This is a genomic window from Arthrobacter sp. V1I9, assembly GCF_030817075.1.
Lineage (GTDB): Bacteria > Actinomycetota > Actinomycetes > Actinomycetales > Micrococcaceae > Arthrobacter.
Window position 1 is genome coordinate 3,178,203 of the sequence record NZ_JAUSYU010000001.1, and the last position, 23,104, is coordinate 3,201,306.

Here is a 23,104-nt window from a genome sequence, read left to right on the forward strand (position 1 = left end):
ATGCAATCCCCCCTCCCCGTGCGCGACGGCGTCAACGCCACCCGCCTGCGCCTTCCCGGGGAGGGCCCGTGGGACACCGCAATGGACTACATGATGCACCGCTGGGGGCATATCGATCCGCAGGGCATTGAGGACAGGTTCGACGCCGGAGAGATCGTCGGCGAGGGCGGTGCACCGCTCAGCCGCTCCACTCCCCTGCAGGACCACACGTTCATTTGGTACTACCGGACGCTGCCGCCCGAGACCCGCATTCCTGTGGAGCTGGGCATCCTGCACCAGGACGAGCACCTGCTGGTGGTGGACAAGCCGCACTTCCTGCCCACCACGCCGGGCGGGACCTACATCCAGGAATCGGCCCTGGTGCGCCTGCGCAACCAGCTGGACCTCCCGGACCTGATTCCGATGCACCGGCTGGACCGCATGACGGCCGGTGTCCTGCTTCTCTCCACGAACCCTGACACCCGGGGCAAGTACCAGGTGCTTTTTGAGAAACGCCAGGTTCAGAAGGACTACGAGTGCGTGTCCGCCGCGGAGCCAGCCCATGGGTTTCCCGCGGTCGAATTTCCCGTGGTGGTGCGCAACCGCATGACCAAGTCCCGCAGTTATCTGTTGGCCGAAGTGATTGACGGCGAGCCAAACGCGGAAACGCGGATTGAGCGGCTGGAAACGTTCGACGCCGGTGCTTCCGCCGCCGCTGCGGGCTGCGGAAGTCCCCCGCGGCGGGCGCTGTACCGGCTGGAACCCCACACCGGCAAGACCCACCAGCTGCGGGTTCACATGGCGTCCCTGGGGCTGGGGATCGTCAACGACGCGTTCTACCCCGAGCTGCTGGACAAGGCCCCGGACGACTACACCAGGCCGCTGCAGCTCCTGGCCCGCGGCATCCGGTTCGTGGACCCCATTTCCGGGAAGCCGGTGGAGTACCGCAGCCGGCTGCAGCTCAGCGAGGCCGCCGGTTCCTTCCTTACCCGCTGACGGCTCAGAGCCCGCGCATCACCGCCGCGGAAGCGTGCAGCCACGCCTCACGGGTTTCCGGCTGCAGCGCCTGGTAGTTCAGCCGAGCGCCTGAAACCAGGGACCTGTCGTAGGGAACGTCCAGGACTTCTCTCGTCAGGCTTGCGAAGTGGCTGCGCGTCCTGGCGCGCAGCTGGAGGTCCGTCTGCCGGGAGGGTGCGGCCAGCAGCGTCACGGCGTTGCTGACCTTGGCCTGGAAGCCGCGTTCGCGCAGGCCGTCGATCAGCCACACGGCGCTGGCTACGGTGTCTTCCCGCAGGGTGGAGATGATGACCAGCTCGTCCGCAGCGGCCACGGCGGCTTCCCAGTTCGAGGACCGCATGTTGTTGCCGGTGTCCACCATGATGAGGCGGTAGAAACGGCGGAGCGCGGTATGCAGCCGGTCAAACTCCCGGCTGCCGATGGTCGCCGCACCTGCCGCGTCCTCGTCCGAGGCGAGCACGTCGAACTGCGTGGAACCCTGGTAGCGCACGTACCGGTCAAGATCGCCGATCCTTCCCAGGACGGGGTCTTCAAAACGGTCCACCTCCTGGAGCAGGTCAACGGCCGTCCGGGGGTGCCCGGCCAGCGGGGCGCGCCAGCCGAGGGTGCCGCGGGTTTCGTTGTTGTCCCATGCCAGTGTGTAGCCGCCGCGGTGGATGCCCAGTGTGGCGGCAAGGAGCAGGGTGGCGGTGGTTTTGTGGGCACCGCCCTTGGGGTTGACCACCACCACCGTCCGGGGTCCGTCCAACCGGCGCTGCACGTCGTCGACGGCCTCCAAGTGAACGCGTTCGCGGCGGCCGGGAGCCGGGTTGATGGAGCTGCCGGGTGAGCCGGCGGAGCGCACCCTGCCAGCCTTCCTCGGCCAGCACCGCGGGCGGCGTCGGCCGCTCGGCGAGGAAATTCTGGAGGTTGGGGACGCCGTCGTCGGCTGTAGCCGCGGGGGTGACTGCGATAGCCATGGCTGGCTCTCCTTTCTGGGACGGCACGGGTTTTTGGAAGGGCACGGCTTTGTCTGACCGCCCGGATTTCGCGGGCGTCCCAACACGCTCGGGCTTCACCGCCGCACGCCCCGCTACTGGCCCACCCGCGTGCTTTGCCAGGCGCAGGAGGAGGGAGAGAAGTCCCAACAGCAGCCGGTACAGCAGGATGCCCAAACCGATGAGCGGCAGGGACAACATAAAGATGGAGGACATTGAAAGCACGGTAGCGGCGGCGTCTCCGGCGGCGATGGCGTTACCAGTGGCGAGCGCGTGCTGCCGGATGGCTGCGACGGTCTGCTGGATGATCATGGGCAGGTTCAGCAGCATCCACCCGAGCGCCAGGAAGAGGAGCGGCACCACCGTGACAACCCAGGCTGTCACGATGCGCCGGGCGTACGGGCGGAGTTCGGCGACCCGCGGGTCTACCGGCCGGCCCGGTATCAGACTCAGCAGCACCGGGCGGATCCGGTTGAAGAGGTCCGGCACGCCGGCTATATCGGCGAGCACGAAGTAGCCGTCGAAGCGAAGCGTGGGCACCAGTTGCTGGATCATCTCAAAGTGCATCAGCACCGCCGCGAGCAGGAAAAACCCGTGCCCGGTCAGCAGGTAGGCGCCGCCCAGCCCGATCAGGCAAAGGCAGTTGAAGTACAGCCCGCCCAGGTCCGTACGGATCCTGCCCGCCCGGCCCAAGCGGTATGAGTCGGTGACGTCGGTGAAGAAGGCGGGAAAAACCAGGTACACGCCGACGCCGATCCTTCCGGGTTTGGCGCCCCCGTACCGGCATGCCGCCGCGTGGCCGATCTCGTGGATCACGGACCCGGCTGTCAGCAGTGCGCCGACGCCCAGGAGGAGCGCAGGAGTGACCAGGACCTGCTGCAGGGAAGCCATTAGATCGCCCCTGGCCAGCAGCAGGACATCGACCACGACCAGGACAGCCAGGACTGCGGCAACCACCGGTCCCCAATAGAGGGGAGCAAGGATCCTCGCCAAGGCGTTGACGGCATTCCCCGGAAGGAGTGTGCCGCGCAGCCGCAGGGCCAGCAATGGGTTAGCCGTCGGTAAGGGGCCGGATCCCGGTAGTGCGCCGGCGTCGCCTCCGGCCTCCACAACCAGGCCCATCGGGGCCAACCTGTTATCCACAAGGTGGAGGAGCCCGTTGACGTCCAGCTCACGCCCGTAGGCCTTGCTGACTTCCTGCGCTACTTCCCCGGCGGACTTGTTCTGGGAAAGGGAGAGCATCACCACATGGAGCAGCTCCGAAAGCTGGACGACCTGCCCGTCCCCGCGCTGCAGCAAATAGCTGCTGTTCTTGAGCCCTGAGCCTTCCACCTGACCGAGGAATACAACGCCCGGCGAGGGGAGCCACCGCCGCAGCACGGCCGAATCGGATGCAGTTGCCACTTTCCCCCCACTGGTTGAGCGAGTAGGACGGTGGGCATGCCCCAAAAAGGCATGCCCACCGCGTTGGAAACCGATGAACCTACTCTTGCAGGACCAGGATGTCCTGCAACGCCGCCGAGTTTGCGATGGAACCGATCGAGGCCGCGTTTACGGCCATCGACAGGTTCACAGCGATCACGGGAGAGACGTTGATATTGAAGTAAAGCGTTTCCTTCATCGGAAGCAGCTCCACAACCTCAGCGTCAAGATCCACCGGTGTTAGCGCGGTAGATGCTGTCATAGCACCCCACCTCTCTCCCCCGGGCATTCCCAGGTCCGGACATGGAAAAGGATTGACTCAGCTAGTGCTGGACGACAGCGATGTTCTGGACTGCAGCGCTGTATGCCTCCGAGAACAGTGAGCCCGCGTTCAACGCCACGGACGTGTTGGTCGCGTACACGCTTGCCAGGTTAACGCTGTCACCTCCGAAGTACAGGGTCTCCCGCGAAGGCAGCAACTCCACCTGCTCGCCTTCCAGTTCCTGGATAGTGAGTTCCTTCATCATGTCAATCACCCCCTCTCGACGTCTCCCGAACAGTCAACGCGGGGGGCCGTGGCGGTCACGTTACTGCAGCATCATGATTTTGTTATCCAGTAACGCCGCTGTGACAGGCTTGACTTGGGTGGCGAATATTCTGTGCCTAGGATGGTCAAACCGGGCAGTAATAAGACTTGAATACCGGAAAATGCGGTTCGAAGTTACAGACAAGGAAAGCAGGCGCCTCCTTTATGGCGGAAATTGAAGGCACGATGGTAATCCGGGCGTGGGTCGAACCCGCTCACGACCACCCGCTGCGGGCGCGCCTGATCTCCAGCCAGCCAGGCCAAGAGACAGAATTTGTGGAGACAGCAGCCGATACGGACGCGGTCCTGCTTGCTGTCCGCCGCTGGCTCGACCGCCTGCAGGCGCCGGAGGGCACTCCCGGCACGTGACCGTCCCGCCCCCACCCAGGCCGATTCATAAGCCCTTGGGCCTATCCATCCGTACCATTATTTGGACGACGGTCCCGGTATGTAAGCTCCTGAAACCGCTGTTACTAAAATGACTTGACATGTCTCGGCTGGGTGCCACCATGGTACTCGGGGGGATCGGTGTTATCCGGTCTTTTGAGAGGGATTGGCATGACGGTGACTCTCGGACAGGAGTGGCACTTAAGTCTGCTGGGGGCTTGGCGGTTGCGCCGAGGCAGTACTGCCGTGACCGTGGCCAGTCGGGAGCAACGGCTCCTCGCATGCCTGGGATTATTCGGGTGCCGCCACCGAAGCTTCCTGGCCGGGCTTCTGTGGCCGAAAAGCACTGAAGCGCAGGCTGCGGGGAATCTGCGGACCACCGTCTGGTGCATCTCCCACACCTTCCCGCACCTGGTGAACACAGGAGCTGACACACTGGAACTCGACGAATCCGTCCGCGTGGACACCAGGGCATTGCAACGGCAGGTGGCCACGATACAAACACAGCCGCAAGCTCAAATCCCGGACACCTACGTGGAGAGCCTCGGCCGGGCCGACCTGCTCCCTGGCTGGTACGACGACTGGGTAGTCTTCGAGCAGGAGCGGTTCCGGCAGTTGCGTCTGGGCGCCCTGGAGTTCCTGGCCCGGCAGCATCTTGCGGCGGGTGATCCCGCAAGGGCCGTGGATGCCGCTTTGGCTGCGGCAGGCATCGAACCCCTGAGGGAATCTGCCCACCTGCTGCTGGTCCAAGCTCACCTTGGCGCCGGAAACAGGGCTGCGGCGGTCCGCGCCTACACGATGTTTGCTGGCCGGCTCTACGACGAACTTAGAGTTCCGCCTTCTGACCAGCTCAGCGACCTCGTGTCCGACTTCGTCCGGCGCTGAGCCAGTTACCTGGATCTGCGGTACGTTGTGGCAATGGATTTCGGCAGCGCAGACAGCTGGGGCACGGCCATCTATTTCTGGATCATCCCCATCGTGCTCGGCGACGCCATCTTTCCGCCCGTCCCGTCCGAGATGGTGGTGATTACCGGCGGGGCACTTTCCGCTGACGGCCGGGCCAACGTGTTCCTGGTGTTGGCCCTGTCCGCTCTGGCTTCCTGGCTCGGGGACGTTGTGGTGTTCCAACTGTTCAGGCGGCGGCTGAGCCACATCCTGGACCGCTGGACCTGGGGTCGGCACGTGCATTCCGGAATCCACGAGGCGATTGCCAGGGCCGGGCGCTCGTCCACGTACGGAACCATCATCGGAGCCAGGTTCATTCCGGGCGGACGGCTGGCCACGTCCGCCACTGCCGGGATCGCCAACGTCTCGGTCCGCGGCTTCAGCCTGTGCGCAGGGCTCGGCGCGATGCTCTGGGCCTGCTGGCTGGTGGGGCTGGGCTACTTCACCGGCTCAGCAACCGGCCTGCCGTTCTGGGCCAGCTCGCTGATCGGCGTGGCGATGGGACTGGTGATCGGCGTCGTCGTCGGCATCATTGTGACGCGGCGGCGCGGCAGCAGATCGCCGGTTGAGGAGCCGGAGCCCCCACTGGCCTAGGTGTAACTCCTAGGGACGTTGTAGACAATTTGATGTTGTGTATACGGCGGAGCGGATTGTTTGTGCTTCGCGGGACAGATCGCAATCTGGCCCACCGTTAGCATTGAGAGGGAGGGCGCTGTCGCATTGTCAGCGGCCCTTTAGTGAATCTAAGTCTCCTGAATCCATATGTAATAGCCGCTCCACAAAGAACCGATCCGACAGCGGCTGCCCAAATCGGGTTGTGATCCTGAGTGACGTCCTTACCCTCCGTGGGGTCTGCTAATGCGCCCCCGACGGAAGCGACAGCTGAAGCACCACGTGGTGATGGAGCAGAAGCTGCAGCCGCTGTTGCCGAAGGTGCCGTTTCGGGTTCGTTACTGACCCGGTCCGCTGCCGCCGGAGGTGCAAGCACTTCCGGTTCAACCATCGACACTTCCTGCTCCGCGTTGCCAGCATGGGATGAGGATGGGGCGAAAGTGGATGCAACCTGATGAGAGGTCTCATCAGCAGGGGCAGGGGCAGGCGCCGCCTCAGTAGCATGGGGAGTGAGATTGGCAGCAGAAACAGGAGCAGGAGATTCAACGGCAGTTACGACGGGGGCAGGTGATTCAGTTACAGCTGCAGTCGCTTCCGCGGTAGAGAGAACAGAAGGTGCTGTTCCTTGCAGCCCACAATGTGTCCCTACTCCGGCCCATGCATCGCCGAGTTTCAGAGGTGAGCAGGAGGGAAGGTTAGGAGTGGGAGACGGTACAAATAGCAACCTGTTAGGAGTTGCACCCTTGTTGCTACTGACTAAACCCGTAGTAGCGTTATTGATTATTGTCTGTTGAACTTCTGCTGGAGACAGCGAACGGTGACGGGAAAGCAGAATTGCGGCTGCCCCAGAAACGTGAGGAGTAGCCATTGAGGTGCCATCCAAAGTGTTGTATCCGGTAGGAGAGTTGTTCCACGCAGACCTAACGGACACTCCGGGAGCCTGAATATCAACGCAAGAACCGTAGTTGGACCATGAAGCTTGAGCATCGTTGATATTCGTTGCTGCGACAGTAATGGCGGATGGAACTCGGGAGGGGAAAGTGGCGCAGGCATCTACACCGGAGTTGCCTGCTGCTGCTACTACTGTAATTCCATCATTTACGGCGCTTTGAACGGCCTCTTCAAATGAAGCATTGGTAAAACCGCCAACGCTTAGGTTCATCACGGCTGGCTGGCCAGTAACATGGTGTGAAATCGCCCAGTCAATCCCCGCCATGACGGTTGAAGACCATCCACTCCCGTCGCACTCAAGCGTTCGGACGGGGATGATGTTCGCTTTCTTGGCAACGCCATAAGTTGTTCCGGCGGCGCTTCCGGCGACATGTGTTCCATGACCGTTGCAGTCGTTAACCCCTTTGCCATCATTGATTCCGTTCCACATTGCAGGAACCCTGCCGGAAAATTCTGAATGGGAAAGGTACAACCCCGTATCAACAACGTAGACATTCACCCCGGCGCCTTCATCACCGATGCTGTACTGTCCGTCTCTTCCAGATCGTTGATCTACTCGGTCAAGCCCCCAGATAGAAGTAGAACTTGAAATCGAAGCACGACTGTCAAGTTCGATTGAGGTTACGTCTTTTGAGTTTTCCAGGGACTCCAATTCCTTAGGTGTTGCGATAACTACTGAAGCTTTCATTGCGTGGGAAAGAGTACCTTTTACTTCGATCCCTTTTAGTCCCAGCGAGTCCGACTCTGCTTCCGCATTCACATCATTGACGTATTTCACAATATACCTATTCTCCCCTTCAGGTAGGGCAGCGGTATGGAAAGGAGTTTGGGCGAGCCGATCATCAACCGTGAGATCAGCATGAGCAACAGCAGGGGTTATAGATAGAGCTATCGATCCAACTAAAACGGAAATAACAGCTAAAGGTGCATAGGACGAAAACTTTTTCATGCAATTTCCGTTCGGAGATCTTGGAGTAAAGGCCTTATGAACACGCGACGCAGTCTCGCTGTGGTCACGGGCGGTGTGCGTGGCGTCGTCATGAAGGGCTATATCGGTGGCTTCAACCTGCGCCAGGGCAAGTCGAAAGACCGGCGATACAAATGGCTGAACGATTAAGCAAGCCCTCTTTTGCCGCGCTGACCCCAGTAACTGTAGACACGGATCTTGGATGCAAGAACGGGATTTGGTTCACGACGCCGATTCCTACGAAAATCCTGTGCGTTCTATGCGACAAACCTTGGCTCGTGTTGAGGAGCCACCTCAGGACCTGCCATCAGCGAGGGACGACTGTCGGCGCCGCCCCCCCCTCCGCCTTCCTTAGGCATAGCGGTACTGCAGCCAGGACTGAACCGGTCGGGCAGCCAACCAGGCCAATGCGTAGGGCGCCGGGACGAGGACTAGGCCTAGCCCGCTCTAGACAGGCGCCCAGCGGCCACGGCTGCGCCGCAGCACCATCAGCGAGCCGGTCAGCGCAACGCGTTCGACGGCGTCGCGCATCATGGCTGCCGACTCCAGCGCCTGCTGGTTCTCACCGCTGTATTCCGTAGCCTCCACGAGGAAGCGCAGGTTCAGCTGGGGCACCCCGCCGGCGATCTGCAGCTGGTTCGACTCCACATGGTGGCGTGTTTCCAGTGCCTCCACCGCTGCCTCCATAACGGCTTCGGGCAGATTGCCGGGGCGCAGGCCAGTGATTTTCAGGCGGGTCTGGAACGAAGGCATGCCCCCAACCCTACCCAGACGCGCGCTCACTCTTGGCAGGAAAAACGCGAACGCGCGCTCACTTTTGGCAGGAAAAACGTGAACGCCCGCTCACCAGTTGAGCGGGCGTTCGCCAATAAGCCGCCGGATGGAAGCGGGCGTTGGGGATTACCCGGTGTTGCGGAGGCCGGCCGCCACACCGTTGACGGTGATGAGCATGGCCCGCTGGAGGCGTTCGTCGATCTCGGCCCCGCTGATGCCATCAGCCTTGTTCGCAGCTTCTGCGCGGACGCGGCGGAGGAGTTCCACCTGCAGGTAGCTGATGGGGTCCAGGTACTGGTCGCGGATCTCCAGAGAGCGCTTGAGTGTGGGCTGGGCGTCCAGGAGGAGGTTCTCGCCTGTCAAGTTCTGGACCTCGGCCACGGTGAGCTCGTATTCCTCGCGGATAGCCCGGAAGATGTGGTGCAGTTTTTCCGGAACCAGGGTGGACACGTAGTAGCCGGCAATGTCCATGTCGGTCTTGGCGAGGGTCATCTCCACGTTGGAGAGCACGGACCGGAAGAAGTGCCAGTTTTCCCACATCTCCACCAGCTGCGCGGAGTTCCCTGCCTCACGGGCAGCTTTGAGGCCGGACCCGACGCCGAACCAGCCTGGGACGATCTGGCGGGACTGGGTCCAACCGAACACCCACGGGATGGCACGCAGGCCGCCGAGCCCCGCGCCGGAATCCGGGCGCTTGGACGGGCGGGAGCCGATGTTCAGGGAGCCCAGCTGTTCCACGGGCGTGGACGCCAGGAAGTAGGCGGGCAGGTCGGGATCGTCAATCAGGTTCCGGTACTGCTCAAAGGCGGCGTCGGAAATGGTTTCCATCACGTGCCCGTACCGTTCCCGCTGGTCCGCGGAGGTGCGCGGATCGCGGTGCAGGGCCGAACCCTGCAGCACGGCAGCCAGGGACAGCTCGAGGTTTTCCCGGGCCAGCTCGGGCAACGAGTACTTGTCCGAGATGACCTCGCCCTGTTCGGTGAACTTGATTTCGCCTTCCAGGACTCCGTTGGGCTGGGCCAGGATGGCATCGTAGGTGGGCCCGCCGCCGCGGCCCACGGAGCCGCCGCGGCCGTGGAACAGGCGCACGCGCACGCCGTGCTTGGCGGCCACATCCCGCAGCTTGCGCTGGGTCTTGTGGATCTCCCACTGGCTGGTCATCACGCCGGACTCCTTGTTGGAGTCCGAGTACCCCAGCATGATCTCCTGGACATCCCCGCGGAGCCGCACGAGCTCCCGGTAGGAAGGATCGGAGAGCAGCTGGTCCACGATTTCCGCTGAGGCGCGAAGCTCCTCCACTGTCTCCAGCAATGGCGCGAACCCGATCTTGGCGTAGGGCTTCTCGCCGAAGAGGTTCACCAGGCCGGCCTCACGCGCCAGGACGGCAGCGGCCAGTACGTCGTCGGCACCGCGGGTCATGGAAATGATGTAGGTCTCGATGACATCCGGGCCATACATGCGCAGGGCGCGCCGGATCTCCCGGAAGACGTCGTACGTGCCGTCCGCGGCGCCGTCAAGCTTGATCGGGTGGCCGGACAGCGGACGGCGTGAGGCAAGCTCGGAGCCCAGCACCTCAAAGCGTTCCTTGCGGCTCAGCTCGGCGTACCGCAGCCCCGGCCCGCCGATCCGGTCCATCAGCTGGCCCACGGCGTCGTGGTGATGGTCGGCGTGTTCGCGGATGTCCAGCGTGGCCAAGTGCAGGCCGAAGGACGCGACGGCCCGGCGGACCCGGGCAAGGGCGCCATCGGCAGCCAACGACGCCGAATGGTTTCGGAGTGAGAGTTCCAGCAGTTCGAGGTCTGCCAGGAGTTCGTCGGTTCCGCTGTAGTCCCGGCCATGCTCGTGATTGGAGTTTGCCGCTACCCGCTTGCCGGTGTTGATCAGCTTGGCTTTGATGCACGTGAGCTTCAGCCGGTAGGGCTCCTGGGCGTTGAGCTCCAGGACCCGCCGGTCCAGCCCGGGCAGCTTCTTCAGGTCGGCGTCGAGGGAATCCAGCAAGGCCTGGTCCGCGCCGGCGAGGGCGGTGGAGTTGGAGAGGATGGAGATCAGTTCATCCATCATGCCGATGCTGATCCGCACCGCGTGCTGGTTCTGGATCTGCAGGATTTCCCGGGTTACTGCCGCGGTGACATTGGGATTGCCGTCACGGTCGCCGCCGATCCAGGAACCGAACCGGATAGGGGCGTCCTGGGACGCGAGGCTGACACCGTGTTCGCCCAGCAGTTCGGCGAGTTCTGTCAGCATTTCGGGCATGGCGTCCGTGAGGATGCCGCCCAGGTAGTAGATCGCGTTCCGGGCTTCGTCCACCGGGGTGGGCCGGACCTGGCGGAGTTCATCCGTCTGCCACATCTGGTCGATAATCTCGGCGAGCTGGCGGTCCTGGCGGCGGCGGGCCGTGGTGCCCTCGGCGGTGGGCTGGGCCAGCACGTCGGAGAGCTTGCGGATCTTGTCCAGCACGGAGCGGCGCGAGGCCTCAGTGGGGTGCGCGGTGAATATCGGCCGGACATCGAGTCCGTTCACCACTTCCTGCAGCACGCCGGGCCCGGCCTGCTCCGCGATCTCGGCGACGGTTTTTGCGAGCCAGCCGTCCTTCTCCGCCCGCGTCCGCAGGCCCCGTACGCGGTGGACCTGTTCAGCAGCGTTGGCGAGGTGGAAGTAGAAGGCGAAAGCACGGACCAGGTCGGTGGCCTGCTCGATGGGCAGGGAGCCGAGGAGTTCGCGGACCTGGGCCACGACGTCGTGCGCACTCCACGGCCCGGTGGCGTCCGCACCCCCGCGGGCCGCTTCCTTGGATTCCTTGGTGAGGAGGCGGACCTGCTCCACGAGGTCCAGGAGCTCCGGCCCGTGCTGGCGGACCAGGGATTCACCCAGGAGGGTGGAGACGCGGCGGACATCTGCCCTCAGTTCGGAGGCAAGATCTGTTTCGGGATGTGCTGCAGTGTGAGCCATGGAAGCTATCTTTCGAGGGTTTCGGACTTGGCTCGTACACTGCGCTGGATACTGTGAGCCACGTTACTAGCTAAAGATGCTACCCGCAGTCCGGGGCCCCGGGGCAATTTGTCTCAGATAATGTCGTTCCCGGGGTAACCGACATGGCGCTTTACGCCCTCCAGCTCCACCCGGAGCGCTTCCAGCTCGGAACTGTAGCGGGCCAGTGCGGCATTCCGCCGACGTGCGGCCCGGGCGTTGGCCGCAAGGACCAGCAGTCCCACCGGTACGGCCGCTGCCAATGCCCAGCCTGCCGCCGCAAAGTAGTCCAAAGCCACCGGAAGGGCCGACCGGAAGTCTATGAAATCGTTGACGCCGTCCGCCATGCCGCCCAGCGCCCCTTCCAAAGGCTTAAGAAAGTCCCCCACCACCGGCGCCCCGGACAACGACGGCGCACTGAGCTTGGCCTGCGCGTCACCGCCCCAGCGTCCGTCGCTCACATGGTTCAGGACATAGATGCCTGCGCCCACGCTCGCGGCCATAAACACCATCACGGCGGCCAGCAGCGCCTGGTCCGGGCGGCGCCGCCGCCACACCAGCACTGCCGCTCCACAGACAACCGCACTGATCCAGGTCAGCGCCCTGAGCGACTCACCGCTTACTCCTGCCAAAATATCCACGCAGCCTATTCAACAGTGGGTACACCGTCACCGCGGAATGAACATCCGGCCCGGGCAGTTATAGCCCGGCAAGAAGATCTGCGAAAGGAACCATGAGCACCATTCCCACCGCCAAGCTGGAGCGCTGGCAGCGCTTCCGTGACAACCGGAACAAGGCCCTCGCCGCCCGCCACGGCTGGCTGACCCTCACCTCCTTCCAGTGGCTGGAGGACTCCCCGGCCGCCGTCGAGCTGGCGCCCGGGCTGTGGTCAACGGACGGTACGACGGCGGCACTCACCGCGGTGCCGGAGGACGGGCTGTCCCTGGTGGAGTCGGGCAAACCGGTCAGTGGGACGGTATCCGCCGCGCTCGCCGATGAGGAGTCGCTGATGTGGGTCCGGTTCGGCGGCGTGGACGGGACGCAGGTGGTGGTTGAACTGGCCATGCGCGGAGGCAGGTACGCCATCCGCACCAGGGACGAGGGCTCCCCCATTTTTACCGAATTCGACGGCGTGCCCACCTACGGGTATGACCCCCGCTGGGAGGTGGCCGGCAGGTTCGAGCCCTACCCAGAGCCGGTGGACGTGCCCATCGCGACGGCCAATCCCCTGGTGGACGGAATCCACCGCACGGTGGGCGAGGTGGTGTTCCGCCTTCCGGACAGCCCCCGCGAATGCCGGCTGCAGGCGGAGGAGGAAAAGCTCGGCGCCCTGACCGTCACGTTCCACGACGAAACCAACGGCGATACCACCGATGACTGGCGCAAACTCGCCCTGCCGAGGCCCCGGCCGGACGGCTCGGTGGTCCTCGATTTCAACCGCGCCATTAAATACCCCAGCGCCTTCACCCCCTACGGCACCTGCCCGATGCCCGTGAAGAACAACTCCCTGGACGTGCGGGTCGAGGCGGGCGAGCTGCAGCCGTATCCTGCCGGGGACTAGACGATGGCGGACACCCCCGTGACGGCGCGGCCCACTATTAGGGTATTGATTTCAAACGATCCTTCATAGGTGTAGATGGCCTCGGCGTCCGCGAAAATCTTCGCCATCCGGTAATCGGTCACGATGCCGTTTCCGCCCAGGATTGACCGGCCCAGCGCCACGCTCTCACGCATCCGGGCGCTGAGGTAGGACTTGGCGAGGGCCACCTGCGGCATGTCAGCGGCGCCTTCGTCCTGCAGCCTGGCAAGGCCAACCATCATGCCCATGCTCGCCACGGCGTTGCCGAGCATGGTCACGAGCTGTTGCTGGACCAGTTGGAACTGCGCCAGCGGGCGTCCGAATTGGCGGCGTTCGACGGCGTACTGCCGGGCAACATCGAACGCCGCCAACTGCTGCCCCACGGCCTGCCAGGCAACCATGATGCGCGAGCCGCGCAGCAGTTCGTTGGTGTCCTCGAAGCTGTTGATGGCGGCGAAGCGGTCGGCTTCAGCTACCCGGACGTTATCAAGAACAATGTCGGCGTTCTGGACGGTGCGCAGGGCTATCTTGTTTTCGATCCGGGACCGGCTGACCCCCGGGAGGGTGGCGTCCACGATGAAGCCACGCACTGACCTGTCGGCCTCGTCCCGCGCCCACACCAGCATGTAGTCACAGAACGTCCCGTTGCCGATCCACCGCTTCGCCCCGTTCAGCACCCAGGTGTCCCCGCCGTCGTCGGGCTTTCCCGTGGCGGACGAGATCCTCTTGGCGCGCGTCTCCATGCCCCCGGCAACGTCGGAGCCGTGGTTCGGTTCGGTCAGAGCGAAGGCACCGGTGATGCGCAGGTTCGAGGCGTCCTCCAGCAGCCGGTGCCTCTGGTCGGCGGTGCCGAAGGCGTAGAGCGATTCAACAAAAAGGTCGTGATGGACCAGGAAGAAAGTGGCGATCGAGGTGTCCACACGCGTCATCTCGGCGATCACCAGCCCGGCGAACAGATGGCTGTAGCCGCGCTGTGCCGGGGTGCTGAGCTGCAGGGCGGCCAGTTTGGGCAGGATGTGCGCCGGAAACTCGGCCTTGTTCCACCAGTCCCCCGCGTAAGGTGCGACTTCGGTTGCCAGGAACCCGCGCAGTTCTGCCAGCTTTTCCCGCTCGGCCTGGTTCAGCAGGGACTCGACGGCGAAGAAGTCCGCCGAGGGCAGGCCGGACAGGGTTTCTGCGGCCGGGTAGGAGGGGCTTGTCATTTAGGTCCCATCCGGATGGCGCCGTCGAGCCGGATGGTTTCACCGTTCAGCATGGCGTTGTCCACAATGTGCGCCACCAGGCTGGCGTATTCGTCGGGCCTGCCCAGCCGGGAGGGGTGCGGCACCTGGGCGCCCAGGGAATCCTGCGCTTCCTGCGGCAGCCCCGCCATCATCGGCGTTTCGAAGATCCCCGGAGCTATGGCCACCACCCGGACCAGCGAGCGCGCGAGCTCCCGGGCGATGGGAAGGGTCATGGCCGCCACAGCGCCTTTGGAGGCTGCGTAAGCAGGCTGGCCGATCTGCCCCTCGAAGGCGGCCACGGAAGCGGTGTTGATGATGACGCCCCGTTCGGGTCCACCCAGCTTTGTGGTGGCCGGTTCGTTGGCGACCATCGCCGCTGCTGCCAACCGCACCACATTGAAGGTCCCCACCAGGTTTACCTGGATCACCCGGTTGAACGCCTCCAGTGGAAGCACGCCGTCCCGGCCCAGCACCTTGCCGGGGGTGGCGATGCCGGCGCAGTTGACCACAATCCGCAACGGTCCCAGTGCCGTGGCGGCGTCGACGGCGGCCTGTACCCCGGCTTCGCTCGTCACGTCCGCCGGCACGAAGACAGCCGATTTTCCCGGGCTGCCGTCCCGGCCGTTGCCGCCGCCGCTGTTCAAACCCGCACTGTTCAAAGCCGCACTGTTCAAACCCGCACTGTTCAAAGCTGCACTGTTCAAAGCCGCACTGTTCAGCGCACCGCTGTTCAGCTCCTCCGCGAACGCTGCCCCTGCCGAGGACGGAAGGTCAACAAGCACCACTGTTGCTCCGTCGTCGAACAGCCTGCGGGCCGTGGCGGCTCCCAGGCCCGAGGCGCCTCCGGTAACCAGCGCAACGCTGCCAGTGACGTCCATACATCCTCCTTGATGCGTGACTGCTTCCGCAGGAAACCGCGAAGCATTAGTTAGTGCAATGTTAACTGAAATTGCTGCGTCCGCACTACGAGCCCTCGGCACACCGCTGCCCCGCTAGGGTGGAAGCCATGACTTCCGCGGCTGCTCCTTCTCCCATTGACTGGCAGGAAAGGGCCAACGTCGCCGCCCGCTCAGTGACTGCCCTCTTTGGGAGGAAGCTGTTCTTCCTTCCGGGCACGCACCTCGCCGTGGTGAAGTGGCCGGCCCCTGCCTGGCGGTTCGGCCTGAAGGGGACACTGCTCCAGCCCTGGCACTACTGGTGGCAGGCCCACTACGTCGACTGCCTCGTGGATGCGGGCCGGCGGGAACTGGGGAACCGCGCCACCCCGGCTTCGGGATTCGACGGCCCCAGCAACCCCGGCGCCGGGCGGCTGGCCTCCCGGCTGCTGACCGGAATGTGGCTGCGCAACGCCTTCACCTACGTCAACAACTACTACGACGACATGGCCTGGCTCGCCCTTGCCGTCCTCCGGCTCGACACTCTGGCAGAAGAAACGTGCAATGCGGGGCGGCGGCGCAACGCACGGGTCCGCACATCCCTCACCCTGCAGTTCGACGCTGCCTGCACCGGTGACATGGGCGGGGGTGCCTTCTGGAGCAAAAAGCGGGACTTCAAAAACACGCCCGCCACTGCACCCATTGCCCTCTACTATGCCCGCACGGGCCACCCTGCAAAGGCGCAGGCACTGCTCGACTGGCTGGACGCCACCCTCTTTGATCCGGACCAGAACCTGTACCTCGACGGCGCCCGGCTCAGTTCCGAAGGGAATGTGCTGATCGACAGGGCGGTCTACACCTACAACCAGGGCCCGGTCCTGGGCGCGCTGCTTGAGGTGGGCGGGGAAGCGAGCCTTGCCAGGGCGGCTGCACTCGTGGAAGGAGTGGACCGGCTGCTGACGGTTCCCGTACGGAACGCTTCTGCAGCCCCTGACACCGAGGGGGCTCCCCGGAAGGTCCTGCGCTGCGACGGAACTGGCGACGGCGGCCTGTTCACCGGGATCCTGTGCCGTTACCTGGCCCTCGCCGCAGCCGATGCCAGGCTTCATGAGCGGACGCGGACGACCGCTGCCCGGCTGGTGGTTGACACTGCCGTCGCGTTGTGGGACGGAAAGCGGCCTGCCGGCCCCGGCGATGGACCACTCCGCAAGGGACAGCCGGGAAGGCCCATCTTCTCGATGCACGCCGCAGACCCGGCGGACGCCACGTACCCGCCCGGATCCGTCGTCGAACTCTCCACGCAGCTGCAGGCCTGGATGGTGATCGAGGCCGCCGCTTCGATCACCATGGCCGAACAATCACTCTGACACTCCCGGCGGCCGCTTCTTCTGCGGATACGGCGCCTCGCCGCGGGCCAGCATGTCCACAAACCCGGCGATCTTCCGCTCCCGGGTTGCGGCCTGCTTCACCGAGTTGGTCCGGTAGATCAGGGCGAACCGGTTGGTCCTGGTGAGGACGTCGAACATTGCCTGGGCGGCCGGAACCGCGGCTATTGCCGCTGCCAGGTCCGCCGGGACTTCGGCGTTGGCCTGTCCCTCGTAGGCCTTGTCCCAGCGGCCGTCCTCCTTGGCAGCGTTCACCGCCGCCCACCCGGCGTCGGCCATCCGGCCCTCGGACTCCAGCCGCGCCACATAAGTGACGTTCCGTGCCGACCACGGGCTTTTGGGTCCCCGGGGCGTCATCCGCTGGAAGGAACTTTCACCGTCCCGGCGCCTCGCCTGGCCGTCGATCCAGCCGAAGCACAGGGCTTCGTCCAGCGCTGCCGCATAGTCCAGTTCGGTGACCTGTCCGCCCTTTTTATGCAGGACAAGCCATACTCCGGGGCTGGTTTTGTGGTTTTCCTCCAGCCACCTGCGCCAGGCGGGGGCGTCCGGAACCAGCAGTTCCTCAAGTTCAACGGCCATGGCCCTATTCTGCTCCTGCAACCCGGCAGCACAAGCGCGGCGACACCCGGCGAACCAGGTGGCAGGATGGCACCAAAGTCCCATGATTAACCGAAGGAGAAGCCATGCTGCGCGTCCGACCCCTCCACTTCACATCCAAGATTGAGTCCTGGGACCGGCTCCTTACCGCCCTGGGCCTGGTCCTGACCGAGGGCGACGGCGGTTTCCGCGTTTTTGACGCCGGTTCGGGCCGCCTTGCCCTCCATGACGTGCCCGAAGGGACAGCGGGGGACGGAACCACCGCGTTGGCGGTGGAGGTGGGAGACCTGGCCGAGTTTGCGCGCCGCACCAATCTCTCGGCGGCGGATGAGGGAACCGCGCCGGCGGAAATCATCACGGCAGACCACGGCGAAGCCTGCAAAATCACCGCGCCGGATGGTTTCAGTTTCCTGGCTGATCCGGCCGCCCTCGACGCCCAGGGTGGCGGCGGGGACCCGGCCCTCGCCGTCGTCGGGGTCTGGCTGACGGAGGACACCGCCTCCGCTGCGCAGACGCTGCGGCACGTCGGCGCCCGCCCGCGTCCCGTGCCGGACGCTGACGAAACCGCCGACTTCACCGCGAAGAACGGAGGAGTCCTCCTGGTGCGCCCGGCGACGGGGACGCCCCGCTCAGGGCTCGGCTTTGAGTACGACGGCGGCTTGGAACCGCTGCGGGAACGCCTCGCCTCGGCAGGGTTCGAAGCCGGCATTACGGAGGAGGCATTTGGCAGCACGCTCCACGTGCCCAACCCGGATGCCGGCGCCGCCGCGCCCCACGTGCCGGCCACGGTATGGATCTCCGAGCGGCGTCCCATGGGGTAGAACTTAACCATGAACGTGCGCACCCCTGACCCGAATCCCGGCTGGCTTTCCGAAGAAGACCTCTTTGAGGCGCGCGGGCGGCTGCCCATGGTTTACGTCGAGGCAGTGCCCGTCCGGCTGGATCCGCTGGGCTTCGTCAACGAAGTGGGAACACTCCTCCAGGCTGACGAGGACGGCACCATGGTCCGGTCCCTCGTTTCCGGCCGCGTCATTTACCGCGAGACCATCCGCGCGGCCCTTCTCCGGCACATGGAGAAGGACCTTGGCCCGCTGGCGTTCCCACAGCTTCCCGTCAGCCCGGTCCCCTTCACCGTGGCGGAGTACTTCCCGGCCCCGTCCCAGACCGGCTTCACCGACGAGCGCCAACACGCCGTCTCGCTGGCTTACGTGATCCCCGTGACGGGCGAATGCGAGCCCCGCCAGGACGCCCTTGAACTCACCTGGATGACCCCCGAGGAAGTGCTCAGTCCCGGTGTTCAGGTGGAGTTCACGGGCGGGCGCGGCGGGTTGATCCGGCAGGCCCTGGCCTTCGCGGGCGTGGGGTTCTGACACCCTCGGCCGCACCCGGCGTCCCCGACTTCCGGCACCGTCCTTTGTAGACTGTAGGGCGGACCGCAAGAGAACTTAAGGACTCCCATGACCGAAACACCAGCCGCCCGGCACCATCGTGAACAGCAGGCTGGATCCCTGACCCCCGGCAGCCACATCCTCCTGCCCGGCGGTGAACGGACGGCGGAGATCCACCAGGTGGAGCTGGAACCGGACGATTTCGGCGCCCCCGCGCTGGTACTCGCCAGCCTGGCCGGCGGCGGCACTCTGCGTATCGCCGTGGCCACCACCGTGACGGTAACCGAGGGAGCGTCCGACGCCGTAACGCCGCTTCCCGTGCCGGCGGAGCCTTTCGAGGAGGCCCGGCAGGAGCAGCCCGGCGAAACCCCCGCTGCGGCACCAGTGGCTCCCGCCGTCGTCGTACCTCCGCTGCCCGCGGTTCCGCCGGCGGCCAGCGGCCCCAGCGAGGAAGAGCTCGCCCTGATCCCGGCTCCGCAAGGCACGCCGGAATCGGTGGTGGAAGCCGCAGCGGAGGCACACCCGGACGCGATGGGCGTGCTGCTGCTGGCCGACCGGCTGGCGAAGGGCGTGAACTTTAAGTCGGGCAGCTGCCTCAAGGACCTCAGCGACCTCGCCCACGAACTCTTCATCACCCTCAAGGACGCCGACGGCTCCCTGGCGGTCGCGGACCTGCTGAACGTCCTGCCGTACGACGGGAATCCCGGCCGGTGGACCTCGGTGGAGGCGTCCCTGGCGCTGTCCAGCTACATCTGCCGGCAGGACGGCCAGAAGGAGCGGGCAGAGGTCTACGAGAGGCTGATCCGGACCCCGGAAAACCAGGAGACCGATCCGTTCAAGGCGAGGATGGCCGCCAAGGTCCGGCAGCGGTCCCTGAATGAGCCCAACCTGTACGACAAGGAAATTTTCCGGTCCATCGACAACTCCAACCACGATGCCGAGCGGGAATGGCGGCTGCTGCGGCTCGAATCCCTGCTGTTCCTCCGTGCCCACGGAGGTTCTGAAACCATCGGGTCCGGCGAACTTGAACGCCGCATCAGCAACGAACTTGAGGCTGTCCGCGCCTAAGTAAATTCCCTCTACCCGGCACCCGGCCGGAGTTGTACATTCGGGGCTATGACTAACAATTTGAGCGTGGTGATCAATGCTGACGCGCCGCAGGTCTGGACAATGCTGCGCGAACCGTCCAAAGTCGCTCAATGGCACGGCTGGCAAGCCGAGGACCTGGACGCCGAGATCAAGGAAATCTACTTCTCCTCCGACGTGGAGGAAGCGCCGGACCACACCAGCCTGACGGTCCACGGCGGGGACATCTTCGAGCTGAGGCCGGTTCCCCAGGGGACGCTGGTCAGCGTGACCCGGGCCGCCGTGGACCACAACTCCGAATGGGCGGCCTGGGACGAGGACATCACCCAGGGCTGGCTCACATTCCTGCAGCAGCTCCGCTTCACACTGGAACGCCACCCGCACGGCAAGCGCCATACGCTGTTCCTGCAGCTACCGGGCGGACCCGGCTCCGCCATCGACAAACTCGGCCTGGCCGAGCTCCCCTCCCGCGGTGACAACTACGAACTGACCCTGGCCACCGGCGAGGAGATTTCCGGGAAGGTCTGGTACCGGACCAACCACCAGGTGGGATTGACGGTGCACAGCTACGCGGACCACGGTGACGGCCTCCTGGTGGTCGCCGAACCAGCTTGCCATCGACGACGTCCGGCCCGACGGCGGGTCCCTGGTGATCGCCTCGACGTACGGCCTGGGCGCCGCCAGGCTCGATGCGATCCGCGCGTCCTGGGACTCCTGGCGGGCTGAGAACTACCCCACATCCGAACCGGTGAGCTGAGGGACCTGCACGATTGCTGGCACACTGGTACGGTGCCAGCCAACCCTGCTTCTGCTCCTTCCCCTTCTGCCGCCCTGACGGAAACCGGGCCTTCGTACCGGCCAGTGTCCCCCCGCGAGGCGGCGCCGGGTGCAGCAGCGCGGCAGTCTCATTTCGGGTTCCGGGTGGGCACCCGCCTTGCCGAGACCTGCCCGCCGTCGGGTGCCCAGGTGGCATCCAACGGCGGGCAGTTCCTGGGACGCACCGGCACCATCACCACTCCCCATGGTGAGATCCGGACGCCGGCGTTCATCGCCGTCGGGACCAAAGCCACGGTCAAGGCCGTGCTGCCCGAGTCCATGGCAGACCTCGGCGCCCAGGCCCTGCTGGCCAACGCCTACCACCTGTACCTGCAGCCGGGCGCCGACATCCTCGACGAGGCAGGCGGCCTTGGCGCGTTCATGAACTGGTCCGGGCCCACCTTCACGGACTCCGGCGGATTCCAGGTGATGAGTCTGGGATCCGGGTTCAAAAAGGTCATCGACATGAAATCCGTGGACGCGTCCGGGCCGGATGACGCCGTTGCCCCCGGCAAGGAACGCCTCGCCCACATAGACGACGACGGCGTTTGGTTCAAATCGCATTTGAACGGCGACAAGCACCGCTTCTCCCCCGAAATCTCCATGCAGGTCCAGCACCAGATCGGCGCGGACATCATGTTCGCCTTCGACGAACTGACCACGTTGCAGAACTCGCGCGGCTACCAGGAGGAGTCGCTGGAGCGCACCCGGCTGTGGGCACTGCGCTGCATTGAGGAGCACTTCCGCCTGACGTCCTCGCGGGTGGGCAAGCCGTACCAGGCCCTGTTCGGCGTGATCCAGGGCGCGCAGTACGAGGACCTGCGGCGGAAGGCGTGCCGGGACCTGGGCGCCATGCCGTTCGACGGATTCGGCATCGGCGGGGCACTGGAGAAGGAGAACCTGGGAACGATTGTGCGCTGGTGCAACGAGGAACTCCCGGAGGACAAGCCGCGCCACCTGCTGGGCATTTCCGAGCCGGACGACATCTTCACCGCCATCGAGAACGGCGCCGACACCTTCGACTGCGTCTCCCCCACCCGGGTGGCCCGGAACTCCGCGTTCTACACGCCCCAGGGCCGGTTCAACCTCTCCGGGGCGAAGTACAAGCGCGACTTCGGCCCCCTCCAGGACGGCTGCGACTGCTACACCTGCACCCATTACTCCCGGGCGTACATCCACCACCTGTTCAAGGGCAAGGAGATGCTGTCCGCCACGCTGATCTCCATCCACAACGAGCGCTTTGTGGTGAAGATGGTGGACGACGCCCGCCTGGCCATCGAGGCCGGCACCTTCTTCGATTTCAAGGCCGAGACGCTGGGACAGTACTACTCCTAGGCTCCGGCTGGTCCCGCCGTCGTAATCCCCCGCAAAGGTGCCGGGCGGAATGGTGCCCGGACGCCGTTTCGACGGTTCCCTGCAGGCGCGACGCTTTCAAACGTCGAGTGCGCAGGGAACCGTCGAAACGGGCTTGTGCACATAGCGGTGTCCGGCCCTGGGCTGCCGAGGCCGGCCCGGCGATTGTGGAGCCATGACCACACTTGCCGCCCTTCCTCCGTCGGTGAACCTCTGGCGGACGGATGAACTCCTCGAACAGGGGCTGAACTCCCGGGCCATTGCGGCACTGGTCCGCGAAGGAACCCTGCTGCGGGTGCGGCGTGGCTGTTATGCGCGCAGCGCCTGGTGGACAGGCTTGAAAGCCGCCGGACGCCGTCGCCAAATCATCCATGCCCACGCGCACGGAACCAGAACGACGTCGGCAGGCGGGTTTGTCTACAGCCACACCTCGGGTGCCAGCTTGCGGCGGCTTCACCTGTGGGACGTCGATGACCTGGTGCACTTGACCCAATCGGGTCGCCCGTCCAAGGTCTCACACGGGCATGGGGTCGTTGCCCACACCAGGAGTCTTATCAGCCGCGACCTCTCGTTTGTGGACGGCTTGCCGTGCACTTCGTTGGAACGCACGGTGGTGGACTGCTGCCTGATGTTCAATCTCCGGCAGTCCGTGATCCTGGTGGATCACGCTGCCAGGCTGGGCGCAGATCTTCCACTCCTGAGGGGTCATTGCGCCGCGTTGGCAGGCCGCAACGGAGTACTGGCACTGCGCCGGGCCCTTGAACTTGCCGACCCCCGTTCAGAGTCAGCCGGCGAGAGCCTCACCAGGGAGCTGCTCGTGAGGCTCAAAATAGAAGTCCCTGTCCCCCAGTTCGAAGTTCACACGCCACTCGGACGGCACCGGCTGGACTTCGCCTGGCCGGAACGCAAGGTTGCCCTTGAATTTGATGGCAAGTCAAAGTACTTCGAGTACCGCCCCACCAATGAGGTCCTGTTCGAGGAACGCCGGCGCGAGAAAGCGCTGATGGAGGAAGGCTGGACGTTTCTCCGGGTGGAGTGGAAGGACCTGTTTAACGAGGCCGAATTCAAGTACCGCGTGCTGCGGGCGTTGGCCCAGGGCTCGGAGCACGGCTGAGCACCGCCGTTTCGACGGTTCCCTGCAGGCGCGACGATCTCGAACGTCGAGTGCGCAGGGAACCGTCGAATCGGGCAGCAGCCGACGGCGTGCGCGGCGGGGCC

At 64.8% G+C, this 23,104-nt stretch carries 22 protein-coding genes and 1 pseudogene; 13 read left to right on the forward strand and 10 right to left on the reverse strand.

Features of this window, described 5'->3' with window-relative positions; genetic code table 11:
• The gene (locus tag QFZ70_RS14755) at positions 1–975 is read left to right on the forward strand and encodes an RluA family pseudouridine synthase (RefSeq protein ID WP_307097892.1); all 975 of its coding nucleotides are present in this window, start codon (positions 1–3) and stop codon (positions 973–975) included.
• Between the two features lie 578 nt (positions 976–1,553).
• Here QFZ70_RS14755 and QFZ70_RS14760 read toward each other — a convergent pair.
• From QFZ70_RS14760 to QFZ70_RS14770, 3 genes are all read right to left on the reverse strand, one after another.
• Positions 1,554–3,377: a hypothetical protein gene (locus QFZ70_RS14760; protein WP_307096669.1), complete on the reverse strand. Its 1,824-nt coding sequence runs from the start codon at positions 3,375–3,377 to the stop codon at positions 1,554–1,556.
• 79 nt (positions 3,378–3,456) lie between these two features.
• A complete protein-coding gene (locus QFZ70_RS14765; RefSeq protein ID WP_307096671.1) occupies positions 3,457–3,657 on the reverse strand; it encodes a hypothetical protein in 201 nt (66 codons plus the stop codon).
• Positions 3,658–3,718: 61 nt separating this feature from the next.
• Positions 3,719–3,922, reverse strand: coding sequence for a hypothetical protein (locus QFZ70_RS14770; RefSeq protein ID WP_307096673.1), 204 nt, complete (start codon positions 3,920–3,922; stop codon positions 3,719–3,721).
• A 224-nt stretch (positions 3,923–4,146) separates the two neighbouring features.
• Here QFZ70_RS14770 and QFZ70_RS14775 point away from each other — a divergent pair, with 224 nt between their 5' ends.
• The 3 genes from QFZ70_RS14775 to QFZ70_RS14785 all read left to right on the forward strand — a co-directional run bounded on the left by QFZ70_RS14775 (position 4,147) and on the right by QFZ70_RS14785 (position 5,907).
• Positions 4,147–4,350 carry a hypothetical protein gene (locus QFZ70_RS14775; protein ID WP_307096675.1) on the forward strand — a complete coding sequence of 68 codons (204 nt, stop codon included), beginning with the start codon at positions 4,147–4,149 and terminating at the stop codon, positions 4,348–4,350.
• A gap of 432 nt (positions 4,351–4,782) precedes the next feature.
• Positions 4,783–5,253, forward strand: coding sequence for a bacterial transcriptional activator domain-containing protein (locus QFZ70_RS14780; protein ID WP_307096676.1), 471 nt, complete (start codon positions 4,783–4,785; stop codon positions 5,251–5,253).
• A 33-nt stretch (positions 5,254–5,286) separates the two neighbouring features.
• A complete protein-coding gene (locus QFZ70_RS14785; RefSeq protein ID WP_307096678.1) occupies positions 5,287–5,907 on the forward strand; it encodes a DedA family protein in 621 nt (206 codons plus the stop codon).
• A gap of 97 nt (positions 5,908–6,004) precedes the next feature.
• Here QFZ70_RS14785 and QFZ70_RS14790 read toward each other — a convergent pair whose 3' ends face one another.
• Positions 6,005–7,825, reverse strand: a complete 1,821-nt coding sequence (locus QFZ70_RS14790) for a S8 family peptidase (RefSeq protein ID WP_307096680.1) — start codon at positions 7,823–7,825, stop codon at positions 6,005–6,007.
• Positions 7,826–7,861: 36 nt separating this feature from the next.
• Between QFZ70_RS14790 and QFZ70_RS14795 the strand changes: the two genes are divergently transcribed.
• Positions 7,862–7,993: a hypothetical protein gene (locus QFZ70_RS14795; protein WP_307096682.1), complete on the forward strand. Its 132-nt coding sequence runs from the start codon at positions 7,862–7,864 to the stop codon at positions 7,991–7,993.
• 297 nt (positions 7,994–8,290) lie between these two features.
• Here the strand turns inward: QFZ70_RS14795 and QFZ70_RS14800 are convergent, their stop codons facing one another.
• The 3 genes from QFZ70_RS14800 to QFZ70_RS14810 form a co-directional block, all read right to left on the reverse strand.
• A complete protein-coding gene (locus QFZ70_RS14800; protein ID WP_307096683.1) occupies positions 8,291–8,596 on the reverse strand; it encodes a hypothetical protein in 306 nt (101 codons plus the stop codon).
• A 147-nt stretch (positions 8,597–8,743) separates the two neighbouring features.
• On the reverse strand, positions 8,744–11,566 hold the full coding sequence (gene ppc, locus QFZ70_RS14805) for a phosphoenolpyruvate carboxylase (protein ID WP_307096684.1): 2,823 nt from the start codon (positions 11,564–11,566) through the stop codon (positions 8,744–8,746).
• A 113-nt stretch (positions 11,567–11,679) separates the two neighbouring features.
• Complete coding sequence (locus QFZ70_RS14810; RefSeq protein ID WP_307096686.1) at positions 11,680–12,225, reverse strand: hypothetical protein; 546 nt, start codon at positions 12,223–12,225, stop codon at positions 11,680–11,682.
• 92 nt (positions 12,226–12,317) lie between these two features.
• On the opposite strand from QFZ70_RS14810, the gene QFZ70_RS14815 reads away from it, so the two are divergent.
• Positions 12,318–13,145 carry a DUF1684 domain-containing protein gene (locus QFZ70_RS14815; protein WP_307096687.1) on the forward strand — a complete coding sequence of 276 codons (828 nt, stop codon included), beginning with the start codon at positions 12,318–12,320 and terminating at the stop codon, positions 13,143–13,145.
• Here the strand turns inward: QFZ70_RS14815 and QFZ70_RS14820 are convergent.
• Together QFZ70_RS14820 and QFZ70_RS14825 are read right to left on the reverse strand one after the other, a co-directional pair.
• Positions 13,142–14,365, reverse strand: a complete 1,224-nt coding sequence (locus tag QFZ70_RS14820) for an acyl-CoA dehydrogenase family protein (protein WP_307096688.1) — start codon at positions 14,363–14,365, stop codon at positions 13,142–13,144. The two genes, QFZ70_RS14815 and QFZ70_RS14820, sit on opposite strands and share 4 nt — an antisense overlap.
• Positions 14,362–15,264, reverse strand: coding sequence for an SDR family NAD(P)-dependent oxidoreductase (locus QFZ70_RS14825; protein ID WP_307096690.1), 903 nt, complete (start codon positions 15,262–15,264; stop codon positions 14,362–14,364). Before QFZ70_RS14825 ends, QFZ70_RS14820 begins: the two co-directional genes overlap by 4 nt.
• A 128-nt stretch (positions 15,265–15,392) precedes the next feature.
• On the opposite strand from QFZ70_RS14825, the gene QFZ70_RS14830 reads away from it, so the two are divergent.
• Positions 15,393–16,628, forward strand: a complete 1,236-nt coding sequence (locus QFZ70_RS14830; protein WP_307096691.1) for a glycoside hydrolase family 76 protein — start codon at positions 15,393–15,395, stop codon at positions 16,626–16,628.
• Here the strand turns inward: QFZ70_RS14830 and QFZ70_RS14835 are convergent.
• Positions 16,620–17,225 (reverse strand): YdeI family protein, encoded by a 606-nt coding sequence (locus tag QFZ70_RS14835; RefSeq protein WP_307096692.1) that lies wholly within the window; start codon positions 17,223–17,225, stop codon positions 16,620–16,622. The genes QFZ70_RS14830 and QFZ70_RS14835 overlap by 9 nt on opposite strands.
• Before the next feature lie 104 nt (positions 17,226–17,329).
• Here QFZ70_RS14835 and QFZ70_RS14840 point away from each other — a divergent pair, with 104 nt between their 5' ends.
• The 6 genes and pseudogenes from QFZ70_RS14840 (at position 17,330) to QFZ70_RS14865 (ending at position 23,000) form a co-directional block, all read left to right on the forward strand.
• Positions 17,330–18,064, forward strand: a complete 735-nt coding sequence (locus tag QFZ70_RS14840; RefSeq protein ID WP_307096694.1) for a VOC family protein — start codon at positions 17,330–17,332, stop codon at positions 18,062–18,064.
• A gap of 9 nt (positions 18,065–18,073) precedes the next feature.
• A complete protein-coding gene (locus QFZ70_RS14845; protein WP_307096696.1) occupies positions 18,074–18,613 on the forward strand; it encodes an NUDIX hydrolase family protein in 540 nt (179 codons plus the stop codon).
• An 87-nt stretch (positions 18,614–18,700) separates the two neighbouring features.
• Positions 18,701–19,699 (forward strand): DUF6707 family protein, encoded by a 999-nt coding sequence (locus tag QFZ70_RS14850; RefSeq protein WP_307096698.1) that lies wholly within the window; start codon positions 18,701–18,703, stop codon positions 19,697–19,699.
• A gap of 48 nt (positions 19,700–19,747) precedes the next feature.
• Positions 19,748–20,474: pseudogene (locus QFZ70_RS14855) on the forward strand (SRPBCC domain-containing protein).
• Positions 20,475–20,578: 104 nt separating this feature from the next.
• Positions 20,579–21,868 carry a tRNA guanosine(34) transglycosylase Tgt gene (gene tgt / locus QFZ70_RS14860; protein WP_307097893.1) on the forward strand — a complete coding sequence of 430 codons (1,290 nt, stop codon included), beginning with the start codon at positions 20,579–20,581 and terminating at the stop codon, positions 21,866–21,868.
• Between the two features lie 193 nt (positions 21,869–22,061).
• Entirely contained in the window at positions 22,062–23,000 is a 939-nt protein-coding gene (locus QFZ70_RS14865; protein WP_307096699.1) for a type IV toxin-antitoxin system AbiEi family antitoxin domain-containing protein, read from the forward strand.
• The last annotated feature ends 104 nt before the right edge of the window (positions 23,001–23,104 follow it).